This window comes from Streptomyces sp. NPDC031132 (assembly GCF_055570595.1).
The window spans coordinates 199,030-224,900 of sequence record NZ_JBVIGX010000007.1 but is presented as its reverse complement, the minus strand read 5'-3'; the positions used below and the strand labels follow the sequence as shown (position 1 = coordinate 224,900).

Here is a 25,871-nt window from a genome sequence, read left to right as displayed (position 1 = left end):
CCTCCCTCCCGCCTCACCTCCCCACACCGTCATGCGCAATGTGGGTCGCTCCCCCCCCCCCCCCCCCCCCCCCCCCCCCCCCCCCCCCCCCCCCCCCCCCCCCCCCCCCCCCCCCCCCCCCCCCCCCCGCGCCGCGTCTCAGGGGTGCTTGGGAGTGGGGCAGACCTGCCAGGCGAGGTGGTAGAGGGTGCTCACGCTCGCGTCCGTGGAGTCCATGGCCATGAAGCTCGTGGAGGTCTGCGGGTTGGACGTGCCCGCATTCACGCGCAGTTCCGTATTGATGTTGAAGTTTCGTTTCTCTCCGCACGGCGCCCAGACCAGATCCGCGTACTCGGTCTTGTCGCTCGCCTGCCAGTTGTCGTTGTGCGGCCCGTTGAACTGGTGGGTGCGCTGAGTCGTCTGGGGCATTCCCTGGAAGTAGTAGTTCGCGCGTTCCTGCCCCCATGCACCGGGCTGGAGAAATGCGAATCCACGGTAGTCCGCCTGGACGATCGCGTAGGTGAATCCCGAAGGAACGTGGACGCGGAGATTGAGCTGGCAGTTCTTGCGGAATGCCGTCGGCGGCGCACCGGGGCCCACCTGGGCGAGGTACTCACTGTAGGTGACCGTGAAGGCGGTGTTGTCCGGGGCGACGGCCACTTCGGCGGTGCCTTCGCGACAGCCGGATCCGTTGACCGTGGCGAGTTCGATCACGATCTTGTCGGGGGGTGCGGTGATCTGCGGGGTGGGACCGGCGGCTCCGGCCGACGTCGTCGCCGCGGCGATCAGCACGGCCGCCGCGCCGCCGGTGAGCAGGGTACGAGCCAGGGAATGAGACATCGTTGTCACTCCTGATCATCGATCGGTTTTTCCTGCGCTCACTCACACCGCGTCAGGCCGCGGGGCATTCCTTCCACGCGAAGTGGTAGATCGTGCTGACGCTGCCGTCCGTCGAGTCCATGCTCATGAAGCTCAGGGCCTGCGGGTTCGACGTCCCCGAGTAGACCCGCAGTTCGCTGTTGACGTTCAGGTTGCGCTCCTCGCCGCACGGTGCGTAGACGAGGTCCTGGTACTCGGTCTGGTCGCTCGCCTGCCAGTTGTCGGAGTACGGGCCGTTGAACTGGTGGGTCGTACGGGCCGTCTGCGCCATGCCCTGGAAGTAGTAGTTCGCGCGCTCCTGGCCGTAGGCACCGCGCTGGAGGTGGGCGAAGCCGCGGTAGTCGGCGCGGGCGATGGCGTACGTGAACCCCTGCGGTACGTGGATCTGCAGGGCGAGCTGACAGTTCTTGCGGAACTCGGTACCGCCGGAGCCGGCGCCGGCCTGGGCCAGGTAGTTGCTGTACGTGACGGTGAACGACGTGTTGTCGGAGGCCGCGGCGACGCTCGCGGTCCCCTGGGGGCATCCCGATCCGTTGACGCCGACCACGTCGACGGTGATTCTGCCGGGCGGCGTGTAAGCGGTATGGGCCTGCGCGGGCAGGGCCAGGGCGGATAACGCCGCGACCGCCGCGCCGACGGTGAACCTGCGGAGCAACATCTTCGTTTCTCCATTCATTCGTCCCGCGGAGACATTCGTCCCGCGGAACCGGGAATTCGGCATGCACATGCCACCACAGCGGGTGCGTGCTGGGAAGGATGCGATATGGACAACGCCCCCGGCCCGCACGCCCTGGCCGAATTCCGCAATCCCCCGCAGCCGTCCCCGCCCCCGCCCATCAGCCCCACTCCCCCGCCCGGCCCGGGAAACCCGGCGCACGGCCGTGGTACGACAATGACCAGAAGGAGTGTGTGCGGTCGTGCGGGATGGGCAGGCGCGGGGCATGGCCTTGCAGCATCCGGGGGAGCGCTCGCGCGAGGGGCGGGCCGCCCGCTTCGAGAAGCTGGCCGAGCTCGCCTCCAATTTCACGAGCTCCGCCGTCTTCTCCCTGCTGTGCGTACTCCTGGTCGCCGGTTACGTGGTCACCCACGTGGCAGGGCTGTCCACGGAGTGGCAGCACCTCGTGGGGGACGCCATGGCTGCCGTGTCCCTGCTGCTGCTGGCCCTGCTGAAGAACTCCGAGCGCCGTGCCGAGCACGCCATCCAGCGCAAGCTCGACGCGATCGCCGCGGCCCTGCTGGAGCAGCAGGAGGGCAAGCAGGGCGAGGGCAAGGCGCGCGAGGACCTGGAATCGGCCATCGGGATGGAAGAGCGGCTGTAGAGCCGGGACGGCCTGCGCCGTGGGCCACCCGGGGCAGCCGTGGGCCACCCGGGGCCCTCGCGGCGCGAGTGCCCCGGAGCTCGGGGCTTCAGCTGCTCTTCTGCGGCTCCTCGGCGTTGCGCCAGACCGTGAGGTCGAGGGTGATGTAGGTGCTCGGATCCTTCGCGCCCGACTTGCCGTGGTACGTCGCCACCGCGATGTGTCCCGCGTCGCTGAGCACGCAGACCTCCGTCCCGTCCGAGAGCTGGTCGAGACCGATCTTCTCGGTGTAGCGGGTTTCGGCCCGGCAGGTCTCCAGCGAGCCCTTCTGCGAGTTGTTCAGCACGACCAGCTTGCCGTTGTCGGTCCCGAGCTTCGTGTCCCCGAAGAGGGTGTCGAGGTAGAAGTAGAGGTCGCCGTGGTTGTACATCACGCCGGCGCTGCCGCCGGTGGCGGGGCGCGGCGGGTTGTCGGCCAGCATGAGCTGGTAGTTGGCCGTCAGGTTGATGCCCTGGTACGAGGCCGGGGTGGGGTCGGCGCGCTTCTGGCCCTTGTCCTGGGAGCCGCCGCTGGGGGCTGCGCCGCTCGGACTTCCGCCGGTCGAAGTCGAGCCGCCCTTGGCCTTGTCACCGGAGCCGTCCGGTAGCAGGGAACCGACCACCGCGAGGCCGATGACCGCTGCCACGACGGCCCCGGCGATGATCAGCCCCTTCGGCTTGCGCTGCGGCGCGGGGGGCGGGTAGCCGGGGTGGTGGGACGGCGACGGGGCGTGGAAGCCCTGCACGTACCCGGGCGGCGGCGTCTGGTAACCGGGCTGGGTCTGGTACCCGGGCGGCGGCGTCTGGTAGCCGGGCGGCGTCTGGTACCCGGGCGGCGGCGTGTGATGGCCGGGCGGCACCGCACCCGGAGCCACGGGAGCCGCGGCGGCATGCGTGGGAGCGGGCGGCACCGCGCCCGGAGCAGCGGGACCGGCCGGTGCGTGCGACGGAGCGACGTGGGCGCTCTGCGTCGGCGCGGCCGCCACGCCGGGACCGGTCGGCGGGGACGGGGGCGCGCCCTGCGCCGGGGGCTGCGGGGAGACTTCGGTCGGCGTGGGGGCCACGGCGGGCTGTGGCGGCGGGGTCCTCGCCGGTTCGGGCAGCTGGAGGCGCTCGGTGATGGACCCGGCGACCGCCTGGGGCAGCCAGTCCTCGCCCTGGCGGAGCGGGACGGGAGAGAGGTCGTGGCACATCTGGATGACCTCGGTCAGCGTGGGCCGGTCCGCCGGGTCACGGCTGAGGCACCGCGTCACCAGGGGCAGAAGCTCCTCCGGCAGCGCGCTGAGGTCGGGGTCCTCGTGCACGATGCGGTACAGCACGGCGTGCGAGGATCCCTCGCCGTAGGCGGGCGCACCGATCGCCGCGTACGCCACGATCTGGCCGAGGGCGAAGATGTCGGTGCCGGCGGTGACGGTACCGGCCGAGGCCTGCTCGGGCGCCATGAACGCGGGCGTGCCGACGCTGACGCCGCTGCCGGTCAGGGAAGTGGCGTCCGCCGCGCGGGCGATACCGAAGTCGATCACGCGAGGACCGTCGGCGGCGAGGAGTACGTTCGCGGGCTTCAGGTCACGGTGGACGATGCCCGCGCCGTGGATGACGTGCAGCGCCTCGGCGACCCCGACGGCCAGCAGGAGCACACTGCGCAGCGGCAGCCGACCGTGCCGGGCCACGGCGTGCGCGAGGGAGGGGCCGGGTACGTAGGCCGTGGCCAGCCAGGGCTGGGAGCCGTCGGTGTCGAAGTCGATGACGGGCGCGGTGTAGAGGCCCTGCACCCGCTGCGCCGCCCGCACTTCCTGCTGGAAGCGGCGCCGGAACTCGGGGTCCTCGCTGAACTCGGGCCGGATCACCTTGAGGGCGATGGGCCGCCCGCCCGGCGTGTAGGAGAGGTACACCTTGCCCATCCCGCCCGCGCCCAGCACGGCGGTCAGCCGGTAACCGCCCACCGTGGCCGGGTCGTCGGGCCTGAGCGGCTGGAAAAGGTCGGTCGAAGGTGTACTCATGAAAATCCATCCCCTGTCACGGCAGTTCAGCCCGCCGAAGCCCCGAAGCCAACCGAGAGGGTACCCAACTTCGTGGCTCGTCCCCATCGGCGGCCACCGTACTCGTGCCCGGGTGAGCGCGTTGCCGTCGCCGGCCCCGAGGCCTGACGTACGGTCATGCACCCTACGCCTGGAGGGCGACGGCCAGCATGAGTGCGGCCATGCCCACGGCCAGCCAGGCCAGGTAGTCGCCGACCAGCCCCGAGTGCAGGCGGCGCAGCGGCAGGACCGCGGCGGCCGACGCCCGCCGCAGGGCGGCGCCGCCCGGCGACCAGAGCGCGGCCCCGGCCAGCAGGCAGGCCAGGGCCGCCGAGGCCACGCCCAGCCAGGCGCCCACCGCGGTCCACTGCCTCGCGGCCGCCTCCGGGGCCGCACCGCCCCGGAGTTCGCTGCCGCCCGCGGCCGCGCCGTAGCCCGCCCGGTCGGTGAAGAGCTCCGCGCCGTGGCCGAGGCTCTCCGCGACCGCCGGTACGGTGCCGACGAGCAGCCCCAGGAGCAGCAGCGCGGCCGGCACCGCGACCATGGGCGGGCGCGGCGATTGCCGGGCCGCGCGCACCTCCGGCCCCTCCCCCTCCCCGGTGGTCTCTGCATCTGCGGGAGCCGTGCGCGGGGGCGGCCCGGCCCCCCAGAAGATCCGGGCCGTGGCACGCAGCAGCGCGGCGCCGGTCACCGCGGAGGTGAGGAGGAACACCGGCAACAGCGCATGGCCCGCCGCCTCCTCGCCGAGGGCCTTGCCCAGACCCGCGCCGAACGGCGGGAGTCCGGCCAGGACCAGGGCCCCCAGGGCGAACAGCAGCCCCACGGCCCGGTGGGCGCGCGCCTGGCCGTGCAGCCCGTGCTCGTCCACCGATCCGTACTGGTCGAGCAGCACCCCGCACAGCCCGAACAGCGCCGCCTTCGCGCAGCCGTGGCCGGCCACGTACACCGCCGTGGCGCCGGTGCCGGCCGGGGTGAGGAGGGCGACGCCGACGAGGAACAGACCGACATGGCTGACGGTGGAGAAGGCCAGCATCCGCTTCAAGTGCCGCTGCGGCCAGCACATGAGGGCCCCGAGCAGTGCGGTGACGACGCCGACCGCGACGAAGGTGGTCCGGAACGCGGTGTGCGGGATGCCGCCGGGCCCGGAGAACACCGCCCAGTACACGCGGGCGGCCCCGTACACGCCCAGCTCGACCATCACCCCGGACATCAGCATGCAGACCGGGGTCGGGGCGACGGCGTGCGCATCGGGCAGCCAGAAGTGGAAGGGCGCGGCCGCGGCCTTGACCAGGAACGCGGTGACGACGAGGACGAAGGCGATCACCGTCAGGGCGTCCGTGGGCTGCCCGTCGAGCCGCTCCCCGAGCCGGGCGAGGTTGAGCTCCCCCGTACGGGCGTACAGCATGGCGATGCCGAGGAGGGAGCCGTACGCGGCGAAGGAAGTGACGATCCCGAAGGTGAGTGCGCCCTGCAGCGGCCTCGGGTCCTCGATGCGGTAGCCGGTGAGCGCGAACGCGGCGACGCTCATGAGCTCGAAGAAGACGAAGGCGTTGAACAGGTCGGCCGTGAGCGCGAAGCCGACCATGCCCGCCTCGAAGAGCAGGATCAGCGCGGGGAAGACCCCGGCCCGGTCCCCGGCCGGCTCGTCGAAGTAGCGCCAGGAGTACACGATCACGGCGAGGACGAGCGCCGCGGCGAGCAGGGCCAGTCCGGTGCCGAGGGGGTCGGCGAGCAGGACGATCCCGATGTCCGCGGGGTGTCCGCCGATCCGGACGGCCGCGCGGTCCGCGGTGTGCGGCCACAGGGCGACCAGGCAGCCGAGGCCGGCCGCCGCGGTCGCGGTGGCGAGGATGTCGCAGCCGAGCCGGGGCAGCCACCGGCCGGCCACGGCGAGCAGGACGGCCCCGATCAGCGGGATCGCGACGGCCAGCGGAAGGAGCGCCTCGGCGTCCGGCATGGCGTCAGCCCTTGAGCGCGGTGAGCGCCTGGGGGTCGACCGTTCCGTGGCGCTTGCGCAGTTGGATGGTGAGGGCGAGCAGGAGGGCGGTCACGGTGGCGCCGACCACGATGTCCGTGAGGGTCAGGGCCTGGACGACCGGGTCGACGACGGGCCGGCTGCCGGGCTCGAGGTCGCCGTACACGGGGGCGGTGGCCCCGCGGCGGTAGCCGACGCCCAGCAGCATCAGGTACGTGGACGACTGGGCGACGGCGAGGCAGCCGATGGCGTGGATCAGGTTGCGGCTGGTCACCAGCCCGTACAGGGCGGTCAGCAGCACCCAACCGGCGGCCAGGAAGGGCAGGACACCCATCAGTTCTCGTCCTCCTGCGGAGCGGATGCGGACCGGGGGTGGGGGCGGCCCTCGGGGCGGGGGTGCCCGTCCGGCTCGGTGACCTCGACGGCCTGGTCGAGGAAGTGGGCGAGCAGCACGATCAGCCCGGAACCGACCTCGACGCCGACGGCCACGTTGAAGAGCGGGACGAGGCCGCCCGAGGTGATCTGGTTGAAGGTGCCGAAGGGCAGGACGTTCTCCAGGAACGCGCCGCCGGCCGCGAGGCCGGCCAGACCCAGCGCCGTGAACGACACGGCGGCCAGCGCGTCGGTGACGTCGAGGGCCTCGAGCGGCCGGACCCGTTCCAGGACCCGGTAGTCGGCCGCGAGGTAGGCCAGGTGGAGGGCGGTGGCGAGGACGACGCCGCCCTGGAATCCGCCGCCGGGCGTGAGCTGCCCGTGCGCCACCACGTACACGCCCACCACGAGGGCGACGGGCAGCAGGACGGTCCCGAACAGCCGGGTGGTGGGCAGGGCGCGCTCGCTCCGGGGCGGTGCCTTGCGCTCGTCACGGGCCAGCCGCAGCAGCAGGGTCGACGCGAGGACGGTGACGAAGAGGATCGTCTCCTCACCCAGGGTGTCGAGCGCCCGGAGGTCGAAGTTGACCGAGGACACCACGTTGGCGGTCCGGTGGGCCAGCGAGGCGGCCACGGCGCGGTCCCCGTACGGGTGGTGCTCGGTGCCGAAGGCGGGCAGCCGCGGGCAGGCGGCGGTGAAGAAGCCGGCGATCACCGCGGCGGCGCAACCGAGGAGCAGCAGCCGGGTCCGGTCCCTCACGGCCGGTCCTGCGGGGCGTGCCGCGGGCCGCCCTCGCGGCCGTCCCGGTCGCCGTGCTGCCCGCCGTCCTCGGGGGCGGGCTCCTCGGCAGGCGGGCGGCGGGCCTTGCGCGCGGTGAGCAGGATCAGCAGCGGTGTCAGCGCCGTGCCGACCGCGAGCTGCGAAAGTGCCACGTCAGGGGCCTGGAGTACGACGAACAGGAGGGTCAGCGCAAGCCCGAGCACGGCGAGGGCCGCGGCCTGGCGCACGGGCTCCCGGCACAGGACGGCGAGGGTGGCGGCCGCCACGACGAGCAGCAGGGCCACGACGATCAGTGCGTCATCCATGCCGGGCCCGGCCCTTCTGCTCGTCGGCGGTGGCCTTGCCCACGGCGATGGTGGTCACGGTCCCGCCGACGGCGAACAGCAGCCCGATCAGGAGGGTCTTCACCGCTGCCCGGCCCGCGCCCTGCTCCAGGGCCACGGCGCAGGCGATCAGCGGTACGCCCAGCCCGTTGGCGGGGGCCAGCGCGTGCAGCCGTTCGAGGCTCCCGCGCAGGAGCACCAGCGCTCCCGCGCCCGCGAGGAGGCAGGCGACGCCCAGCCACAGCAGTACGGACGCCAGCACGTGCGCCACGGCCATCTCAGCCGTCCCCGCCTTCCGCGTCCGGACCGGCGCCGGCGCCCGCGCCGGCTCCCGCTGCGGCGCCCGCGAAGCGGGTGAAGACCAGCACCCCGGCCGGGGACAGCACCGCGAAGACGAGGGCCACGTCCTGGTAGGAGGACCGGTCGTACGCCATGGGCAGCAGCAGGAGCACGGCGCCCGTCACCGTGCTCGCCAGACACAGGCCCGCCAGCCGCCGTACGGCACTGCCGCGGGCCGCCGCCCACAGGCAGGCGGGCCAGGCGGCCGCGAGCAGCACCAGTGCCGCCGCCGACCAGGCGGGTACCGGGACGGCGCTCACCTCGTACCGTCCCGGCGGCCCACTGCCCGCTCCGGGCCGCCGGGGGCCGTCGCGGGCCGGAAGGCGTGGACGACGGCTTCCACGCGCCCGTCGTCCGGCAGGTCGACCACGCAGGTGTCGGCGGACCAGCCGAGCGCCACGCCGGCCCATCCCGGGTCCGCCCCCTCGCGCAGCCGGATCCGCCGGATACGGCCGGCACCCGCTCGCTCCCGGGCCAGTACGCCCAGCAGTGCGGCCAGACCCCGGACGGCGGCCGACGGCAGCCCCGCAACCGCCCGCAGCGCCCCGGCGGTTCCGCGCACCCGCACGTCCGCCGCCCGCCGCATGAGCCGTACGACGACGGCCGCACCGGCCGCCGCGACACCGGCCACCAGCAGTTCCACGGGGCCGGGCGCGCTGATGGACACCACCGTCACCCCCATCAGCACCGCCCACCACACCAGGATCTCGACCGTTGCGCCGCCCATGTGACTCCCCTTCCCGGGCCGCAGACACATATTCTCGGCACCCGCCCGCCGCCCGGTCCCCAGGCGGGCGCCCGGCGCGGGAGACCGCACCCGTCCGGCTCAAGCACACGCATGCGGACACACACCGACGCGCAGCAGCGGAAGCCCGGCCGCGATAGGCTCGTACGAGCCTCAGGAGAGGGATGATGCTGATGTGCCGATGGCTCGCCTACTCCGGTTCGCCGATGCTGCTCGACGCCGTCCTCTACCAGCCTGAACACTCGCTGATCGACCAGAGCCTGCACGCCCGGATGGGTGTCGAGTCGACCAACGGCGACGGATTCGGCATCGGCTGGTACAGCCCCGACGGTGGCGCGACACCGGCGATCTTCCGGGACATCGGGCCCGCCTGGAACAACCGCAATCTGCGGGAACTGGCCGCGCACGTCCGCTCGACGCTGTTCTTCGCCCATGTCCGCGCCTCCACCGGCTCGGCGATCCAGCAGACGAACTGCCATCCCTTCCGCCACGGCCGCTGGCTGTGGATGCACAACGGTGCGATCACCGACTTCCACCGTTTGCAGCGCGACCTGTACATGGCCGTCGATCCCGCCCTTTTCTCGTGCATCGAGGGCTCCACGGACTCCGAGGTGATGTTCTACCTGGCCGTCACCTTCGGCCTCGACCAGGACGTCCCCGGCGCGGTCGCCCGGATGGCGGGCCTGGTGGAGCGGCTCGGCAAGGAGCACGGCGTCGCCGACCCGCTGCAGATGACGATCGCGGTCAGCGACGGCGAGCGCGTGTGGGCCTTCCGCTACTCCAGCGCGGGCCAGTCGCGTTCGCTGTACTACAGCAGCAAGGCCGAGACCGTACGGCAGCTGTACCCGGAACTGCCGTTCCTGCGGGAGGTCTCCGACGCGACCCGGCTGGTGGTCTCCGAACCGCTGGGCGACCTCCCGGGCGTGTGGAACGAGCTCCCCGAGGCGAGCTACGCCGTCGTGCCCTCCACGGCGACGGAGGACTACCTCCCCTTCATCCCCGAGCTCCCCTGATGTCACAGATCACCGCCGCAGGATGACCCTGCTCCGCGCGCCACCGGTTCCGGCCCGTGGCCCGCGGCTAGCTTCTCGGCCCATGAGCACTGCTTTCCTCCCCGTACGCGCCCGTGCGGCGGGCCGGCTGCTGCCCGCCCTGGCCGCCGCGGCCGCGCTCCTCGCCGCAGCTTCCCTCCCGGCCGCCGGGCAGCCCCGTACCGTGGCGGCAACGACGGCGCCGGCACCCGTCGAGAAGCTGTACGGGGCGGCGGTCCGGGCGTTGCCCACCGCGCAGAAGGAGGTCGCGCTGACCTTCAACGCGGCGTGGGCCGAGGACGGGCTGGACACCGTCCTGACCGTGCTGCGGCAGCAGAAGGCGCCGGCCACCTTCTTCGTGACGGGCCACTTCGCCGAACGCCACCCCGAGGCGGTCCGGGCCATCGCCGCGGCCGGCCACGGGATCGGCAACCACTCCCACAGCCACCCGCCGTTCGGTGAACTCACCGCGCCGCAGCGGGCGCAGGAGGTCACGCTCGCGGACCGGGCGATCCGGCAGGCCGCCGGGCCGGCGGCTCTGCCGTTCTTCCGCTTCCCGTACGGCGACACCACGGCCGGGCAGATCGCCGAGGTCAACGCGCTCGGCTTCGCGGACATCGAGTGGACCACCGACACCAACGGCTACCGCGGCACGGCGGGGGGCATGACCACCCAGCAGGCCGTCAAGCGGGCGCTGGACGTGCTCGCGCCGGGCGAGATCGTCCAGATGCACATCGGCTCGCTCGACGGGCAGGGGCCCGTGCTCGACGCACAGGCCCTGCCGCAGATCATCGACGCGGTCCGCTCGCGCGGCTACCGGATCACCGACCTCCGCACCCTGCTGGCCGGCCCGTAGGCCCCGGCCTCAGCAGATGCGGGGCAACTGCTCCCCGATCGGCAGGTCGACCACGCGGGTGCCGCCGAGGCCGGTGCGGGCCACGACGAGGCCCGGGTGCGCCTCGACCGCCTCGCCGATCACCGTCGCGTGCCGACCCAGCGGGTGGGCACGCATCGCGTCGAGGACGGCGTCGGCGTGCTCGCGGGGCACGAAGGCGACCAGCTTGCCCTCGTTCGCCACGTAGAACGGGTCGAGGCCGAGGATCGCGCAGGCGTTGCCCACTGCCTCGGGGACCGGAACCCGGCCCTCCTGGATGACGACCCCGGTGCCCGAGGCGGCCGCGATCTCGTTCAGGGCGGCCGCCAGCCCGCCGCGCGTGGGATCGCGCAGCACATGCAGGTCGGGCGTGACCGCGAGCATGGCCTGGACGAGGCCGCCCAGCGGTGCGCAGTCGCTCTCGATCTCCACACCGAAGCCGAGCCCCTCGCGGACGCTCATGATGGCCACGCCGTGCAGGCCGATCTCCCCGCTGACGATGACGACGTCACCCGGTACGACGCGCTGCGGGCGCAGGTCCACGCCGTCGGGGATGAGCCCGATGCCCGCGGTGTTGAGGTAGATGCCGTCGCCGTGGCCGGCCTCCACGACCTTGGTGTCGCCGGTGGCCACCTCGACGCCCGCGGCGCGCGCGGCCGCGCCGAGGGCTTCGGCGACGCGGGCCACCACCGAGATCTCCACGCCCTCCTCGAGGATGAAACCGCAGGAGAGGTAGGCGGCGCGGGCCCCGCTCATGGCGAGGTCGTTGACCGTGCCGTTGACCGCGAGGTCGCCGATGCTGCCGCCGGGGAAGAACAGCGGCCGCACCACGTACGAGTCGGTCGAGAAGGCCAGTCGGGCGCCGCCCAGGGTGACGGCGGCGGAGTCCCCGAGCTGGGCGAGCACCTCGCCGCCGAAGGCGGGTGCGAAGACGTGCTGGACGAGCTCGGCGGAGAGCGCGCCGCCGCCTCCGTGGCCCATCACCACCCGGGGGCGGTCCCGCAGCGGAGCCGGGCAGGTCCAGCCGGTGACGTCGAGTGCGGTCGCGGACGCGGCGTCGGACACGGTCTCAGACAACGGGGCTCGCCTCCAGCGGTGCGGTCCGGGCCGGCGCGAGGTCGAGGCGCCGGTAGAGGTAGTACGCGGCGCAGGCGCCCTCGCTGGACACCATCGTGGCGCCGAGCGGGGTGCGCGGGGTGCAGGTCGTGCCGAAGGCCTCGCACTCGTGGGGCTTGATCAGGCCTTGGAGGACCTCACCGCTGCGGCATTCGGCGGGTTCCTGCGTGGCGATGTCCGTCACCGAGAAGCGGTGCTCGGCGTCGTAGTCGCGGTAGCGGGCGGACAGCCGCCAGCCGCTGGCTGGGATGACGCCGATGCCGCGCCAGGCGCGGTCGGTGACCTCGAAGACGTCCTCCAGCATGGCGAGGGCGGCCGGGTTCCCCTCCGGGCGGACGGCGCGGGCGTAGGCGTTGTCGACGGTGTGCTCGCCCCGTTCCAGCTGCCGTACCGCACGGCGTACGCCTTCGAGGATGTCCAGCGGCTCGAAGCCGGTGACCACGATCGGGACCCGGTGGCGCGCGGCCAGCTCCGGGTACTCCCCCATGCCCATCACGCTGCACACGTGCCCGGCGGCGAGGAAGGCCTGCACCCGGCAGCTCGGGGAGGTCATGATCGCCTCGATGGCCGGGGGCACCCGGACGTGGGAGACGAGCAGGCTGAAGTTGGGGATTCCGAGCTTCTTGGCCTGATGCACCGTCATGGCATTGGGCGGCGCGGTGGTTTCGAAGCCGATGCCGAAGAACACCACCTCGCGCGCCGGGTTCTGCTGTGCGATCCGCAGGGCGTCGAGCGGGGAGTACACCACTCGTACGTCGCCGCCCTCGCTGCGCACCTGGAAGAGGTCGCGGCCGGATCCGGGGACGCGGAGCATGTCGCCGAACGAGCAGAAGATCACCTCGGGGCGGGAGGCGATCTCCAGCGCCTTGTCGATGACCTCCAGCGGGGTCACGCACACCGGGCAGCCCGGGCCGTGGATCAGCTCCACCTGTTCGGGGAGCAGTTGGTCGATCCCGTGCCGGATGATCGTGTGGGTCTGGCCGCCGCAGACCTCCATCAGCGCCCAGGGGCGGGTGACGGTGGCGTGGATGTCGTCGAGCAGGCGGCGGGCCAGCTCGGGGTCCTGGAATTCCTCGATGTACTTCACTGCTGCTGCGCCTCCTGTACGGCGTCCCCGGTGTGCGGCTGCTGCGCGATGTCGTCGGCGAAGGGCCAGTCCCCGTCACCTGCGCCCGCCTCGGCCGCCGCCCGTTCCCACGGGTCGCCGAACTCCTCTTGGAGCATGCCGAGTTGGGCGAAGAGTTCGAGCGTCTGCTTGGCCGACTCCTCGTCGAGGCGCTGGAGGGCGAAGCCGACGTGGACGATGGCGTACTCGCCGACCTGGAGGTCCGGCAGGTACTCGAGGCACACCTCCTTGACCACCCCGCCGAAATCGACGGTCGCCATGCGGGTCCCGTCCTTCTCCCCGATGTCAAGCACTCTGCCGGGTACGGCCAGGCACATGGCCCTCTCCTTGCTGTGGGTGGTGCGGGGCGCAGGCCGCCACCATGAGCTGGCCGAGGGCCAGCCCGCCGTCGTTCGGCGGGACGCGGTGGTGGCGCAGTACGGTGAAGCCGCGCTCGCGCAGAAGGCGGGCGCAGGCGGATGAGAGCACGGTGTTGGCGAAGACGCCGCCGGTCAGGGCGACGGTGTCGAGCCCGTGCCGCTCGCGCGCGAGGACGGCCAGCGTGCGGACGAGGTCGGCGACGGCGTCGTGGAAGCGGGCGGCGACCACGCCGGGCGCGAGGCCCGCGCGTACGTCGCGGACCACCGCCGCCAGCACGGGAGCCGGGTCCGCGGTCAGCGGGGCCTCGCGGCCGGCGTGCGCGGGGGGCCGGAGGGCGAACGCGTAGTCCCCCGGACCGGCGTCCGCGGGGGACCCGCTTCCGGTCGCGGTGAGCGCCGCGCTCTCCAGCTCGATGGCGGCCTGGGCCTCGTACCCGGCGTGGTGGCAGACGCCCGCCAGGGAGGAGACGGCGTCGAAGAGGCGGCCCATGCTGGAGGTCGGCACGCAGTGCAGCTCGCGCTCCAGCTGACGGCGCAGCAGCCGCAGTTCCTCGGGCGGGCAGGCTGCCGTACAGGGCAGGTCCGGATCCCAGTCCAGCCCGGCGGCGCGCAGATGGGACAGGGCCATCCGGTACGGCCGGTGCACGGCGGCGTCGCCGCCCGGCAGCGGGACGTAGGCGAGGTGCGCGAACCGGGTGTACCCGGCGTAGTCCGCCAGCAGCACCTCCCCGCCCCAGACGGCCCCGTCGTCGCCGTATCCGGTGCCGTCGAAGGCGACGCCGATCACCCGGCGGGCGCCGCCCCGGCCGTGTTCGGCCAGCGCGGACGCGATGTGCGCGTGGTGGTGCTGGACTGCGACGACCGGGCGGCCGGCGGCCCGGTCGCGGACCAGGCGGCCCGAGCGGTAGCCGGGGTGCCGGTCGGTGGCGAGCAGGGTGGGGCGTACGCCGGTGATGGACTCCAGCTGCTGCTCGGCGCGTTCGAAGGCGTACTGCGTGGCCAGGTCGTCCATGTCGCCGATGTGCGCGGACAGCCAGGCCTTGCGGCCCTCGCCGAGGCAGAAGGCGTTCTTGAGGTCTCCTCCGGCGGCGAGTGCGGCCGGTACGGGCAGCGGCAGGTCCAGGGGCAGCGGGGCGTATCCGCGGGAGCGGCGCAGGGTCAGCACCTCGCCGTCGCAGACGCGCACCACGGAGTCGTCGCACGGTACGTGGATCGGCCGGTCGTGGGTGAGCCATCCGTCGGCGAGCCGGGAGAGCCGGTCCAGGGCCTCGGTGTCGTCGGTGACGATGGGCTCGCCCGACAGGTTCCCGCTGGTCATGACGAGCAGGCGGGGGCCGGGCGGGTCGCCGGGCAGGCCGAGCAGCAGGTGGTGGACGGGCGTGTACGGGAGCATCACGCCCAGGTCGGGGCTGCCGGGGGCGACGGCGTCGGCGACGAGCTCCTCGGCGGCGGCTCCGGGGCGGCGCCGCAGCAGGACGATGGGCCGGACGGGCCCGGTGAGCAGGTCGCGTTCGGCCGGGCCGAGGTGGACGAGGTGCTCGAGGTCGGCGAGGTCGCGGGCCATCAGGGCGAACGGCTTGTCCCCGCGGGCCTTGCGGCGCCGCAGTTCGGCCACGGCGCCGGCGTGGGCGGCGTCGCAGGCGAGGTGGTAGCCGCCGAGGCCCTTGACGGCGAGGATCGCCCCGCCGGCCAGCAGCCGGCGGGCCTCGGCCACCGGGTCGGCGTACGCCGCCTCGCGCGGGGGCGAGCCGGCGAGGAGCCGCAGCCGGGGCCCGCAGGCGGGGCATGCCACCGGCTGGGCGTGGAAGCGCCGGTCGGCGGGGTCGGCGTACTCGCGGGCGCAGTCGGGGCACATCGGGAAGCGGGCCATGGTGGTGTGCACCCGGTCGTACGGCAGCCCGGTGACGATGGTGAAGCGGGGTCCGCAGTGCGTGCAGGTGATGAAGGGGTGCCGGTGGCGCCGGTCGGACGGATCGGCGAGCTCCGCGAGGCAGTCGGCGCAGGTGGCCGCGTCCGGGGAGACGAGGGTGCGCGCGGGTCCGCCGGACCGGGAGGCGACGATGGTGAAGCCCGCGCCGCCGGCGACGGGGACCTCGCAGTGGTCGACGGCGTCGACGACCGCCAGGGGCGGGGCGTCGGCCGCGAGCCGCTCGCAGAAGGCCGACACGGCCGCCGGTGCGCCCTCGACCTCGGCGACGACGCCTTCGGGGGTGTTGGTGACGTGCCCGGCGAGGCCGAGCCCGGTCGCGCGGGTGTACACGTACGGCCGGAAGCCGACGCCCTGCACCACTCCGCGCACGACGACCCGGCGGCGCTGTACGGCTTCCATCAGCGGGTCGACGCCACGGCGGAGTGCGAGTGGCCCTCGGCGTGGTGATCGTGGTGGTGGTGCGTGGGGTGCTGCCGGGCCATGACGGGGGCGTGCACCGCGGCGCCGGCGCCGACCGCCAGCGCCCGGTCGAGCAGGATGCCCACGCCCTCGCCCGCGCGGGCCGAGGTCAGCACCACCTCCACCCCCGGGTTGACCTGCTGGACGTGCGCGCGGAAGGCGGCTTCGTCGAATTCCACTGCCTGCGCGATGTCCGTCTTGGTCACCACGACGAGGTGGGCGAGACCGAACGCCGTCGGGTACTTGAGCGGTTTGTCCTCGCCCTCCGTCACCGAGGCCAGGACCACGCGCAGCGTCTCGCCGAGGTCGTACGAGGCGGGGCAGACGAGGTTGCCGACGTTCTCCACGAACAGCAGCCTGGTGTCCTCGGGCATCCAGCCGTCGAGGTGGCGGCCGAGCATCCCGGCCTCGAGGTGGCAGAGCCCGTCGGTGAGCACCTGCTTGACGGGCACGCCCGAACGCGCCAGCCGCAGCGCGTCGTTCTCGGTGGCGAGGTCGGCGGTCAGCGCGGCGACGGGCACGCCGCGCTCGCGCGCCAGGCCGAGTTCGCGCTCGAGGAGGGCGGTCTTCCCGCTCCCCGGGCTGGACAACAGGTTGATTACCGTGGTGCCGCGGGCGGTGAGTTCGGCGCGCAGGGTGTGCGCGGCCGAGTCGTTCTTGGCGAGGACCGCCTGCTTCAGGTCGACCACACGGCACATGGTTCAGCGCTCCTCGGAGATCGGTTCGCGGGTGGGGGCGGGGGGCCGGTCGCAGGCGGGGCCGTCCTCCCAGTGCACGCTGAGGATCTGCAGCTCGCGCCCGGCGAGGAGTTCGACCTCCGTGGCCTGTCCGCAGCCGGGGCAGACCAGACGGGGCGGCATGCCGACCGCCCAGTCGCCCGTACAGGAGCGGCAGTGCGCGCGGGCGGGGACGGGCTCCGTCACGAGCTCGGCGCCTTCCAGGAGCGTTCCGGCGCAGGCGAGTTCGAAGCAGAAGGCGAGGGCGTCGGGCACCACCCCGGCCAGCTCACCGACCTGGAGCCGCACCGAGGTGACGGCGCTCGCGCCGCCGGCCTCGGCGGCTTCCTCCACTTGGGCCACCACGGCCATGGCGATCGACATCTCGTGCATGGGGCTCCGTCCTGCCGGGCCTCATTAGACCGGCCGGCGCGGTACGGGGCGGTCGGGCACGCCGACGCGCCGACGCCCCGTACGCCATTCGGGCGCCGGGGCGGTCGCACATCAGGTGCCAGAGGTCACGGGTCACATGCGGCGGATCTTCAGATAGCGCTGGATGTCGGGCAGCACCATGCACAGTGCGGTGGCGAGGACGGCGGCGGCCGCACCTCCGATGATGGCCTTCTTCATGGGGTTCTCCTCAGTTGGCGGTGGCGTTGCGCTCTTCGTCGAGCAGCTCCTGGTCCGGTCGGCGGACCAGGTCCAGGACCATCCGTACGGCCTCCGGGACCGCTGCGGCCACCGGGGCGCTCAGGCCGATGCCCTCGTCCAGGCAGCCGGGTTCGCAGCCGACGACCCAGATCCGCCGGGGCGGTGTGCCGCCGGTTCCGGCGCACAGCGTGTCCAGCAGGGCCAGCACCGCGTCGGGCGACATCTGGTGCCCGTCGAGTACGGGGCCCTGCGGGGCGATGGAGCCGGCTTCGGCTGCCTCGATCAGGTACAGGGTCCCGGGGGCTCCGCCGCGCGCGGTGGCGTCGACCAGGACGAGCGTGTCGTAGCCGTCGAGGAGCTGGTAGGCGAGGTGGACCCCGCGTACGCCGATGTCCACCACCTCGACCTGTTCGGGCAGCCCGCACCCGGGCTCGGACAGCCTCCGGACGGTCTCGACGCCGAAGCCGTCGTCGCCGAGGAAGACGTTGCCGATGCCGGCGATCAGGATGCGGTCGCTCACGCGTCCTCCAGGGGGGCGACCTCGTCGGGCTGGAAGTACAGGAACCGGCCCTGTTCGCGGCGGATGTCGGCGCCCGGGTCGCCTTCGACGGTGACGGCGAGGTGCACTCCGCCGTCGACGTCGTGGAGGACGGCCTCGACCTGGGCGGCGGCGCCCTGGAGGAACAGGTCCTGGGCGTCGGTGCGCCGCAGACCGGGGCGCAGGAGGACCCGGCTGCCGGGGCCCACCGAGGTGCCGTCGATCAGGATCCGGTCGCGTGCCGGGTCGGCGGGGTCGGCGTGTGCCGGGTCCCACCAGGGGGTGTCCGGCCTGAACACGGCCTCTTCGTCGAAGAGTTCGGGGAACGACTCGGGGGCGGGCGCGCCGGGGTCGGTGATCTCCCGCAGCGCCCGGACGGCGCCGTGCAGGCGTTCCAGCACCTCGGGGGGCATGGTCTCGGCCAGGTCGATCACGGCGGCCGCCCGGGCGTCGGTCCCCCGGGCCTCCCGCTTCTCCTGGTCGGTCAGGGCCGCCGTGCGCAGGGCGAGGATCTCGTCGATCTCGGTGGCGTCGTACATGGCCCCGATGCTCTCGGGGGCGATGCCGGGGTGGTCCTCGAGGATGATCGGCGAGGAGAGGACCACGTCGGCGCTGCCCGGTTCGCCGGCGAGCACGGGCCAGGTGTGCAGGTTGGCGCAGGTCGCGACGGAGGGCTTGGCCCACTCGGGCGGGTCGGTCATCGAGAGGAATGATCCGGCGCTGAGGCCCAGCAGGAGGTGGGCCGCGACCAGGGAGCGCGGCAGGGCCGCGTCGCGGTCGGCGCCGTCGGCCCGCTCGGCGCCTTCAGCGCCCGGCGTCCAGTCGCTCGTGTTCTCGACCACCACCGTGAGCTTGAACGCCCGGTACGGGACGTCGAGTTGCTCGGCGCGCAGCCGCAGCACGCCGTCGGCCCGCTCGGTGCGCCGGACCAGCCGGCCCACCTCCCGGCCGTCGGGGCCGAGGACGGGTTCGGTCTCCTCGCGGGCGGGCCGGACGAAGGGCAGGGAGACCTCGCCCTCCTCCAACTCGGCTACCGGAACGGCCATTTCGACCCGCTCCTCGGTTCCCTCGTCCCAGGGGACGAGGACCCGGTCGGGCAGGTGCAGCTCGGGCACGGCCGCGAACGAGCCGTCCGCGCGGGCTTCTTCGACCGTACGCCGCTGCGCGTGCAGGAAGCGCAGCTCGACGGCGAGGGTGGCCGCACCGCGCGGTTCCATCACCAGCTCGGTGCGCTGGAAGGAGTGCTCGTCGTGCGCCGGCCCCCACGCGGGCGGGACCAGGACGCCGAACTGCCAGCGCAGCCGGTTCTTCGCCGCCGAGGCCCGGTACGGGTAGAGCACGTAGCCCTCGAAGAGGACGGCGTCGGCGACCTGGCGGGCTACGGCGAAGCGCGATTCGGGCAGGGCCGTCGTGGTCATGGCGCCGTCCTCTCGGCGGCCCGCGGCAGTACGGCGCCGGCCCAGGCGGGGTCCGGGGGCGGCGGCTCCGCCGCAACCGCCGCGTCCAGCAGGGCCCGTACGGTCGCCTCCCAGGAGGCGAGCGCGTGGCGGGAGCGGTAGGCGAGCAGGTCGGCCATGGTGTCGCGGGGCAAGCGCAGCCAGCCGCAGCCCGGGAAGTGCTGCTCGACCATCTCCCGCCACACCTCGGCGGGCATCCGGAACGGGGCTTCGCGGTCCCAGGGCACGGGCTCGACCTGGAAGCCCCCGGCGCCGGTGAAGGCCGTGCCGGAGAACAGCATCAGCAGGGGTGCCTCGCCGTCCTCGAGGGCACTGAGGTAGCGGCCGGCGGCGATGTCCATGTCGTACGTGCACGGCACGACGATGTCGGTCTCGGTCTCCCCGGTGAAGCTGGGGACCATCACCGCGACCTGGGCGAACTGGAGGGGCTGCAGGGTGGTTCCCCAGCGGGCCCGCTCGCCGAACAGGTCGTGGAGGGCCGCCGCCTCGCCGGTGCCGTAGCTGCGCCGCGCCGGCTCGATGCGGATCTGACAGCGCAGTGCGAGGGCGTGGACACGCTTGTCGGACGCCGTGGTGATGCGCAGCCGGAACACGAGGGTGGGGCCGGCCGCGTACGGGTCGGCGCGCACTCCGGTGCAGGTGAAGGTGAAGTCGGTCATGGCCGCCCCTCCCCCGCCGCGGCGGGGACCTTGGCCCGGCGCTCGACCTGTTCGAAGAAGGTCTTCAGCGCGGCGCGCGCCTCCGCTCCGCCGTCGAAGCCCTGCCACAGCAGCCGCATCCGCCCCACCAGCTCGTAGCAGATGTCGATGGGCACGAGGTAGCACTCGGTGCGGCCCTCGGCCCGGCGCAGCAGCAGCGCCTCCACGTCGGGTTCGAGCAGCGCGGCGAGCGCCCCGCCGCCGAGTACGTGCTGCCAGGTGGCCGGGTCCAGTTCGCTCTCGGTTGCGCCGGCCGGGCTCGGGTAGAGCGCGACCAGCCGGTCGAGGGCGGCGTTGCGGAAGAAGAAGGCGACGCCGACCGGGATCTGCAGCTGCTCCCAGGCGCCCTCTTCGAGGAGGTGCTCCGGGTCGGTGAGGTAGCGGTCGGGGACGGCGCGGAAGCGCCCGGTGGCGGCGCCGGGCCGGTCGAACAGGAGCGCGCACGCGGTGCAGGCGCAGACGAGTGCCCGCTTCTCGACCTCCACCAGGTGGCGGTGGCCGTCCTCGGACACGGCCACCCCGCACAGTTCGCAGCGCTCGGGCCGGGGCGGCCGGGGCCCGGTGAACCGGCGCAGGCCGCGCGGGCCGCGCAGCCCGGCGGCGCCGGCCGGACCGGCCGGACCGGCGGAGCCCGTGCGCGGCTCCGCCGGTGCCCAGGGGTGCCGCGCGCTCACCGGGCCCGTGCCGGGGCCTGCGGGCGGGTGCCGATCTGGAGCAGCGGCAGCGGCGCCTCGGCCGGTTCCAGTTCCACCGCGGTCACCTCGGGGGCGAAGCAGGCCAGGGCGTCCTCGACGCCCTGCGGGACCGCGTCGCCGGCGGACCCGCAGCCGCAGCCGCCGCCCGGCGCGGACCGCAGCCGCAGGACGCCGGTGGCCTCGTCGAAGCCGGCCAGCGACACGGGGTCCCGTACGGTGTCCAGGGCGCGGGCGATCCGGGTGTGGACGTCCTCGGGGTGCAGGTCGTGCAGGGCCAGCAGGCTCGCGACGAGCTCGTCGCCCAGCAGCCCGCCGAGGCGCTCCACGCCGAGCCGCTCCACGATCCGGGCGAGCCCGGCCCCGTAGAAGTCCATGAGGACGCGCACCAGTTCCTCGGCCGCGGCGCAGGCCTCGCGGTCCCCGGTGGCGGCCAGCCGGTCGAGGACCTCGTCCACCCGCCGTCCCGCCTCGCGGGCGTCGGTCGCAGCCGCGCTCATCCGCCCAGTCCGCTCAGGCCGGTGGGCACGTGCATCTGCTTCACGGTCTTGCCGCCGCCGACGTACATGTGGACGCCGCAGGGCAGGCAGGGGTCGAAGCTGCGCACGGCGCGCATGATGTCGATGCCCTTGAAGTTCTCCGGGGAGTTCTCCTCGAAGATCGGGGTGTTCTGGACGGCGTCCTCGTACGGTCCGGGGGTGCCGAAGGTGTCGCGGGTGCTGGCGTTCCAGGGGGTCGGCGGGTACGGGTGGTAGTTGGCGATCTTGCCGTCGCGGATCACCATGTGGTGCGAGAGCACGCCGCGGACTGCCTCGGTGAAGCCGACTCCGATGGACTCGTCCGGGACCTCGAACTTCTCCCAGGTCTGGGTGCGTCCGGCGCGGACCTCGGCCAGGCCCTTCTCGGCGCAGTGCAGGGCGATGGCGGCCGCGTACGCCTGGAAGTACGTGCGGGCGCGGTTGCGCTCCAGCGCGTTGCTCCACTGCGGGATCTTCCACTCGAAGCGCGTCTCGGGCTTGGTCATGGTGCGCGGCAGGTTGATGATCACGCTGTTGCCGGTGGCCTTGACGTAGCCGACGTCGACGAGGCCGGACAGGGCGGTGGACCACAGGCGCGCGATCGGGCCGCCGCCGGTGTCGAGGGCGAGGTGGTCCTTGCCGTCGAACCAGCGCGGGGACATCACCCAGCTGTACTTGTCGTCGAAGTTGCGCTTCTGCGGGGCGGGGATGGTGTGCTGGTTCCACGGGTGGCGGGCGTCGACGGGGTTGCCGAGCGGGTCGTGGGTGACGAACTTCTCCTGGCCCGCCCAGTCGTCGTAGTACGAGCTGCCCAGCAGGATCCGGATGCCGAGGTTGATCTCGGTGAGGTCGTTGGTGACGAGTTTGCCGTCCACGATCACACCGGGGGTGACGAACATCTTCCGTCCCCAGTCGGTCATGTTGGCGTACGTGAAGTCGCAGTACTCGGGGTCGTTGAGCGCGCCCCAGCAGCCCAGCAGGACGCGCCGGCGGCCGACCTCCTCGTACCCGGGCAGGGCCTCGTAGAAGAAGTCGAAGAGGTCGTCGTGGAGCGGGACGACCTTCTTCATGAACTCCACGTACCGCATGAGGCGGCTCATGTAGTCCGTGAAGAGCTGGACGGAGGCGATGGTGCCGACACCGCCCGGGTAGAGGGTGGAGGGGTGCACGTGGCGGCCCTCCATCAGGCAGAACATCTCGCGCGTGTAGCGGCTGACCTGGAGGGCCTCGCGGTAGAACTCGCCCTCGATGGGGTTGAGCGAGCGCATGATGTCGGCGATGGTGCGGTAGCCGTGGTCGCCGGCGTGCGGGGCCTCGGTGCGTTCGGCGAGCTCGAGGACGCCCGGGTTGGTCTCGCGGACCATCTTCTCGCAGTAGTCGACCCCGACCAGGTTCTCCTGGAAGATGTTGTGGTCGAACATGTACTCCGCCGACTCGCCGAGGTTGATGATCCACTCGGCGAGGTGGGGCGGCTTCACTCCGTACGCCATGTTCTGCGTGTAGACGGAGCAGGTGGCGTGGTTGTCGCCGCAGATCCCGCAGATGCGGCTGGTGATGAAGTGCGCGTCGCGGGGGTCCTTGCCGCGCATGAAGACGCTGTAGCCGCGGAAGACCGACGAGGTGCTGTAGCACTCCGCGACCTTCTTCTGCTTGAAGTCGATCTTCGTGTGGATGCCGAGACTGCCCACGATCCGGGTGATCGGATCCCAGGCCATCTCCACCAGGCCGCTGCCGTCACCGGCCGCCTTCGTCTTCGGTGTCATCTTGTCTGCCGTGACCCTTCTTGGAGGCGGGAGCTGGAGGTTCTTGGAGGCGGAGGGGTGGGACGGGAGCGGGACGGACGCGGGGTCGCGGGCGGGGTCACCAGGGCTTGCGGTAGCCGGTGGTCAGCTGCCGCCCCCGGTGGCGCCACTTCGGCTCCTGGTCCACCGTGTGCTCGGTGATCGCCCTGAGCTTGCGGATCACCGTGCCGTAGACCCCGCTCGCGGTGGCGGACACCTTCGAGCCCGGAGGCTCGTCCATGAACGGCATGAACTTGTCGGGGAAGCCCGGCATGGTGCAGGCGATGCAGATGCCGCCGACGTTGGGGCAGCCGCCGATGCCGTTCATCCAGCCGCGCTTGGGGACGTTGCACTTGACGACCGGGCCCCAGCAGCCGAGTTTGACCAGGCACTTGGGCGAGTCGTAGGTCTGGGCGAACTGGCCCTGCTCGTAGTAGCCGGCCCGGTCGCAGCCCTCGTGCACGGTGGCGCCGAACAGCCAGGTGGGGCGCAGCTTGTCGTCCAGCGGGATCATCGGCGCGGAGCCGGCCGCCTGGTAGAGCAGGTAGGTGAGGGTCTCCGAGAAGTTGTCCGGCTGGATCGGGCAGCCCGGGACGCACACGATCGGGATGCCGGCCTTCGAGGTCCAGTCCCAGCCGAGGTAGTCGGGCACGCCCATGGCGCCGGTGGGGTTGCCCTCCATCGCGTGGATGCCGCCGTACGTGGCGCAGGTGCCGATCGCGACCACGGCGAGGGCCTTGGGCGCGAGGCGGTCGATCCACTCGCTGGTGGTGATGGGCTGGCCGGTCTCCGGGTCGTCGCCGAAGCCGCACCAGTAGCCCTCGGGCTTGATCTTCTCGTTGGGGATCGAGCCTTCGACGACGAGCACGAAGGGGTCGATCTCCCCGCGCTCCCCCTTGAAGAACCATTCGATGAACGTGTCGGCGCCGCCGACCGGTCCGCATTCGAAATCGATCAGCGGCCAGTGCACGGCGATCTTGGGCAGGCCCGGCAGGACGCCCATGACGATCTCTTCGATGCTGGGCTGCATCGCTGCCGTCAGGGACACCGAGTCGCCGTCGCAGCTCAGTCCGGCGTTGATCCAGAGGATGTGGATCGTGGGGTCCTCTACTGCCGTGCTCGGCGTTGCTGCATCCATGAGGATCGCTCCTTGGGGAGGGATGCGGGGAGGGTGGGTGGGGCGGGGACGGGGACGGCGGACGGGCGGGTGCTCCGCGCCGGCCTCACCCTTCTTGCTAGCAGCCGGCCGGGCCCGGTGCCCTGTCTTGTTCGGCCGGTCCAGTGACCGCGGGCCGCCGGGAGGGCAGGGGCGCGGTGCGCCGTCCGGGTACGGTCCGCTCCAGGTGGGCCGGGGTGCGGTCCGGGCGTTCCTTGCGTACGAAGGCGCGGCGCAGGGCGTGGTACGGGGCCTGCGGGTCGAAGAACGTCTCCCGCATCCGCGCCAGCTCGGCCTCCCGGTAGGCGGCGAGGGGCCTGACGCTCTCGTCCGCGTCGCGGCGGGCCTTCTTGCCGGCGATCCGGGACCGGATGGCGGGCGAGTCCGCCACCCGGACGGCGAGCCGGGCGGTCTCGTCCGCGAAGGCCTGTGGGCCGCAGTCGATCGTGCGGTCGACCAGCCCGAGCCGCCGGGCGGCTTCGGCGCTGAGGGGCAGGGCATCGGCGGTGAGGCGTTCGGCGACGCCGGTCCCGGTCCGGCGGGGCAGCGTGTAGGTCCAGTACTCGGATCCGTGCAGGCCCATCAGCCGGTAGTGCGGGTTCAGCACCACGCCGGTACGGCACCAGACCTCGTCGGCGGCGAGCGCGAGCATGGCCCCGCCGGCGGCCGCGTTGCCGCCGAGGGCGGCCACGACGAACCGGTCGGTGGTGGTCAGGACGGCTTCCACGAGATCGTCCATGGCGTTGATGTTGGCCCAGGACTCCTCGGCGGGGTCCGCGGCCGCCTCGATGACGCCCAGGTGGATGCCGTTGGAGAAGAAGTCGCGGCCGCCGCCGAGGACGAGGGCGGAGACGGGGCGGGTGCAGGCCTCCCGGTAGGCGGCGAGCAGGCGCCGGCACTGCGAGGTGCTCATCGCGCCGCCGGGGAAGGAGAACGTGAGGAAGCCGGCCCCGCCCTGCTCCCGGTAACTGATGTCGGACCAGGTGCGCGGGCCCTCTTCGGCGTACGGCGGCGCGGGGAGTTCGGGGAGCGGCGGCAGCCGGTCGCCGAGGGCCAGGGTGGCGGGGAGTTTGACGGGGGCCGGCTCTCCCGCCGTGCGCCGGGCGCGGAGCTCGGGGATCCAGACGGCTCCGTCCGCGGTCGCCCGGCAGATCGCGCCCGCCCGGGTGGCGAGCAGCTCCCCGGGGCGGCCGCGCAGCTGGTCCTCGGGGTGCCCGCCGTGCAGGAACCACTGGCCGCCGAGTAGTTCGTCGAGTACGCCGGGCTGGGAGTCGGCGGCGCGCAGCGTGCGCACGACGCTCTGCGTGGAGTCGTTGTGCCAGTCGATCCGGCGCAGTTCCTGGCGCAGGTAGGGCCGGGCGCTGCCCGATTCCTGCCGCTGCGGGACGTGGGTGCCCGAGGCGAAGCGGTCGACGGCCGCCAGCACGGCGGTCAGGGCGGCGTCGGCGATCTCACCGCGGTACGCGTCGCTCTTGCCGACGGGCGGCAGCGGGCACTCCGCGGTGGCCCAGATGTCGCCCGCGTCCATCTCCTCGCCGGCCTGCAGGACGGTGACGCCCCAGTGGGTCGCGCCCTCGGTGATGGCCCAGTCGAGCGAGGAGGGGCCGCGGTCGCCGACGGGTCCCGGGTGGACGATCAGGCAGGTGTGGGCGGACCAGACCTCCCGGGGGATGGCCGTCTTCAGCATCGGCGCGAGCACGAGGTCCGGCCGGTGGCGCTCGACGGCTTCGGCGAGGGAGACGCCGGGCAGGGCGAGCTCGACCGCCACACTGTGCCCGCGGTCCCTCAGCTCAGCGTGCACACGCTGGGTGAGACTGTTGAACGCGCTGGCGGCGAGCAGGATGTGCACGTGATCTCCCAAGCGTCCGGCCCCCGGCGATCTGCGGCCGGAACAGGTACGGCCGCTGAAGATCGTCGACCAGGGGCGTGCACAGACCGGCCCGACGTACGGGGGTGTCACTCGGAAGGGGGCGCCCGGGCCGCCACCTGGTGGATACCCGACGTACGCCGGACGGTGGCCCGG

The 25,871-nt window shown here is 73.1% G+C and carries 28 protein-coding genes; 3 read left to right on the top strand and 25 right to left on the bottom strand.

Annotated features, from left to right (window positions below):
• Positions 1-138: 138 nt before the first annotated feature.
• Entirely contained in the window at positions 139-819 is a 681-nt protein-coding gene (locus ACZ49B_RS13440; protein ID WP_468304520.1) for a DUF4360 domain-containing protein, read from the bottom strand.
• Between the two features lie 52 nt (positions 820-871).
• On the bottom strand, positions 872-1,516 hold the full coding sequence (locus tag ACZ49B_RS13435; RefSeq protein WP_468304517.1) for a DUF4360 domain-containing protein: 645 nt from the start codon (positions 1,514-1,516) through the stop codon (positions 872-874).
• 283 nt (positions 1,517-1,799) lie between these two features.
• Between ACZ49B_RS13435 and ACZ49B_RS13430 the strand changes: the two genes are divergently transcribed.
• The gene (locus ACZ49B_RS13430) at positions 1,800-2,177 is read left to right on the top strand and encodes a low affinity iron permease family protein (protein WP_468304514.1); all 378 of its coding nucleotides are present in this window, start codon (positions 1,800-1,802) and stop codon (positions 2,175-2,177) included.
• Between the two features lie 88 nt (positions 2,178-2,265).
• Here ACZ49B_RS13430 and ACZ49B_RS13425 read toward each other — a convergent pair whose 3' ends face one another.
• The 8 genes from ACZ49B_RS13425 to ACZ49B_RS13390 all read right to left on the bottom strand — a co-directional run bounded on the left by ACZ49B_RS13425 (position 2,266) and on the right by ACZ49B_RS13390 (position 8,728).
• On the bottom strand, positions 2,266-4,194 hold the full coding sequence (locus tag ACZ49B_RS13425; RefSeq protein ID WP_468304511.1) for a serine/threonine-protein kinase: 1,929 nt from the start codon (positions 4,192-4,194) through the stop codon (positions 2,266-2,268).
• Between the two features lie 163 nt (positions 4,195-4,357).
• The gene (locus ACZ49B_RS13420; protein ID WP_468304508.1) at positions 4,358-6,169 is read right to left on the bottom strand and encodes a complex I subunit 5 family protein; all 1,812 of its coding nucleotides are present in this window, start codon (positions 6,167-6,169) and stop codon (positions 4,358-4,360) included.
• Positions 6,170-6,173: 4 nt separating this feature from the next.
• The gene (locus tag ACZ49B_RS13415; protein ID WP_468304506.1) at positions 6,174-6,521 is read right to left on the bottom strand and encodes a sodium:proton antiporter; all 348 of its coding nucleotides are present in this window, start codon (positions 6,519-6,521) and stop codon (positions 6,174-6,176) included.
• Positions 6,521-7,318: an MnhB domain-containing protein gene (locus tag ACZ49B_RS13410; protein WP_468304504.1), complete on the bottom strand. Its 798-nt coding sequence runs from the start codon at positions 7,316-7,318 to the stop codon at positions 6,521-6,523. The genes ACZ49B_RS13415 and ACZ49B_RS13410 overlap by 1 nt, the downstream gene beginning before the upstream one ends.
• Positions 7,315-7,644: a Na(+)/H(+) antiporter subunit B gene (locus tag ACZ49B_RS13405; protein WP_468304502.1), complete on the bottom strand. Its 330-nt coding sequence runs from the start codon at positions 7,642-7,644 to the stop codon at positions 7,315-7,317. Before ACZ49B_RS13405 ends, ACZ49B_RS13410 begins: the two co-directional genes overlap by 4 nt.
• On the bottom strand, positions 7,637-7,939 hold the full coding sequence (locus ACZ49B_RS13400) for a monovalent cation/H(+) antiporter subunit G (RefSeq protein WP_468304499.1): 303 nt from the start codon (positions 7,937-7,939) through the stop codon (positions 7,637-7,639). The genes ACZ49B_RS13405 and ACZ49B_RS13400 overlap by 8 nt, the downstream gene beginning before the upstream one ends.
• Before the next feature lies 1 nt (position 7,940).
• The gene (locus ACZ49B_RS13395) at positions 7,941-8,261 is read right to left on the bottom strand and encodes a monovalent cation/H+ antiporter complex subunit F (protein ID WP_468304496.1); all 321 of its coding nucleotides are present in this window, start codon (positions 8,259-8,261) and stop codon (positions 7,941-7,943) included.
• Positions 8,258-8,728, bottom strand: a complete 471-nt coding sequence (locus ACZ49B_RS13390) for a hypothetical protein (RefSeq protein WP_468304493.1) — start codon at positions 8,726-8,728, stop codon at positions 8,258-8,260. The genes ACZ49B_RS13395 and ACZ49B_RS13390 overlap by 4 nt, the downstream gene beginning before the upstream one ends.
• Before the next feature lie 191 nt (positions 8,729-8,919).
• On the opposite strand from ACZ49B_RS13390, the gene ACZ49B_RS13385 reads away from it, so the two are divergent.
• Both ACZ49B_RS13385 and ACZ49B_RS13380 read left to right on the top strand, forming a co-directional pair.
• Positions 8,920-9,759: a class II glutamine amidotransferase gene (locus ACZ49B_RS13385; protein WP_468304490.1), complete on the top strand. Its 840-nt coding sequence runs from the start codon at positions 8,920-8,922 to the stop codon at positions 9,757-9,759.
• An 82-nt stretch (positions 9,760-9,841) separates the two neighbouring features.
• Positions 9,842-10,633 carry a polysaccharide deacetylase family protein gene (locus ACZ49B_RS13380; protein WP_468304487.1) on the top strand — a complete coding sequence of 264 codons (792 nt, stop codon included), beginning with the start codon at positions 9,842-9,844 and terminating at the stop codon, positions 10,631-10,633.
• Positions 10,634-10,642: 9 nt separating this feature from the next.
• Here the strand turns inward: ACZ49B_RS13380 and hypE are convergent, their stop codons facing one another.
• The 15 genes from hypE to ACZ49B_RS13305 form a co-directional block, all read right to left on the bottom strand.
• Positions 10,643-11,632 carry a hydrogenase expression/formation protein HypE gene (gene hypE, locus ACZ49B_RS13375; RefSeq protein WP_468304874.1) on the bottom strand — a complete coding sequence of 330 codons (990 nt, stop codon included), beginning with the start codon at positions 11,630-11,632 and terminating at the stop codon, positions 10,643-10,645.
• 88 nt (positions 11,633-11,720) lie between these two features.
• On the bottom strand, positions 11,721-12,854 hold the full coding sequence (hypD, locus tag ACZ49B_RS13370; RefSeq protein ID WP_468304484.1) for a hydrogenase formation protein HypD: 1,134 nt from the start codon (positions 12,852-12,854) through the stop codon (positions 11,721-11,723).
• The gene (locus tag ACZ49B_RS13365; protein ID WP_240805243.1) at positions 12,851-13,210 is read right to left on the bottom strand and encodes a HypC/HybG/HupF family hydrogenase formation chaperone; all 360 of its coding nucleotides are present in this window, start codon (positions 13,208-13,210) and stop codon (positions 12,851-12,853) included. Before ACZ49B_RS13365 ends, hypD begins: the two co-directional genes overlap by 4 nt.
• On the bottom strand, positions 13,179-15,581 hold the full coding sequence (gene hypF, locus ACZ49B_RS13360) for a carbamoyltransferase HypF (RefSeq protein WP_468304481.1): 2,403 nt from the start codon (positions 15,579-15,581) through the stop codon (positions 13,179-13,181). Before hypF ends, ACZ49B_RS13365 begins: the two co-directional genes overlap by 32 nt.
• A complete protein-coding gene (hypB, locus tag ACZ49B_RS13355) occupies positions 15,581-16,339 on the bottom strand; it encodes a hydrogenase nickel incorporation protein HypB (protein ID WP_468304479.1) in 759 nt (252 codons plus the stop codon). Before hypB ends, hypF begins: the two co-directional genes overlap by 1 nt.
• A gap of 3 nt (positions 16,340-16,342) precedes the next feature.
• Positions 16,343-16,750, bottom strand: coding sequence for a hydrogenase maturation nickel metallochaperone HypA (gene hypA / locus ACZ49B_RS13350; protein ID WP_468304477.1), 408 nt, complete (start codon positions 16,748-16,750; stop codon positions 16,343-16,345).
• Positions 16,751-16,882: 132 nt separating this feature from the next.
• Positions 16,883-16,987 (bottom strand): DUF6893 family small protein, encoded by a 105-nt coding sequence (locus ACZ49B_RS13345; RefSeq protein WP_468304475.1) that lies wholly within the window; start codon positions 16,985-16,987, stop codon positions 16,883-16,885.
• A 10-nt stretch (positions 16,988-16,997) separates the two neighbouring features.
• The gene (locus tag ACZ49B_RS13340; RefSeq protein WP_468304473.1) at positions 16,998-17,528 is read right to left on the bottom strand and encodes a hydrogenase maturation protease; all 531 of its coding nucleotides are present in this window, start codon (positions 17,526-17,528) and stop codon (positions 16,998-17,000) included.
• Positions 17,525-18,964 (bottom strand): hypothetical protein, encoded by a 1,440-nt coding sequence (locus tag ACZ49B_RS13335; protein ID WP_468304471.1) that lies wholly within the window; start codon positions 18,962-18,964, stop codon positions 17,525-17,527. The genes ACZ49B_RS13340 and ACZ49B_RS13335 overlap by 4 nt, the downstream gene beginning before the upstream one ends.
• On the bottom strand, positions 18,961-19,662 hold the full coding sequence (locus ACZ49B_RS13330) for a DUF6084 family protein (RefSeq protein WP_468304469.1): 702 nt from the start codon (positions 19,660-19,662) through the stop codon (positions 18,961-18,963). Before ACZ49B_RS13330 ends, ACZ49B_RS13335 begins: the two co-directional genes overlap by 4 nt.
• Positions 19,659-20,276 (bottom strand): DUF5947 family protein, encoded by a 618-nt coding sequence (locus ACZ49B_RS13325; protein WP_468304871.1) that lies wholly within the window; start codon positions 20,274-20,276, stop codon positions 19,659-19,661. Before ACZ49B_RS13325 ends, ACZ49B_RS13330 begins: the two co-directional genes overlap by 4 nt.
• Before the next feature lie 95 nt (positions 20,277-20,371).
• A complete protein-coding gene (locus tag ACZ49B_RS13320) occupies positions 20,372-20,893 on the bottom strand; it encodes a hypothetical protein (protein WP_468304467.1) in 522 nt (173 codons plus the stop codon).
• Positions 20,890-22,674 (bottom strand): nickel-dependent hydrogenase large subunit, encoded by a 1,785-nt coding sequence (locus ACZ49B_RS13315; protein WP_468304465.1) that lies wholly within the window; start codon positions 22,672-22,674, stop codon positions 20,890-20,892. Before ACZ49B_RS13315 ends, ACZ49B_RS13320 begins: the two co-directional genes overlap by 4 nt.
• Before the next feature lie 97 nt (positions 22,675-22,771).
• Positions 22,772-23,830, bottom strand: a complete 1,059-nt coding sequence (locus tag ACZ49B_RS13310) for an NADH-quinone oxidoreductase subunit B family protein (RefSeq protein ID WP_468304463.1) — start codon at positions 23,828-23,830, stop codon at positions 22,772-22,774.
• A gap of 97 nt (positions 23,831-23,927) precedes the next feature.
• A complete protein-coding gene (locus ACZ49B_RS13305; protein WP_468304461.1) occupies positions 23,928-25,697 on the bottom strand; it encodes an enoyl-CoA hydratase-related protein in 1,770 nt (589 codons plus the stop codon).
• Positions 25,698-25,871: the final 174 nt, after the last annotated feature.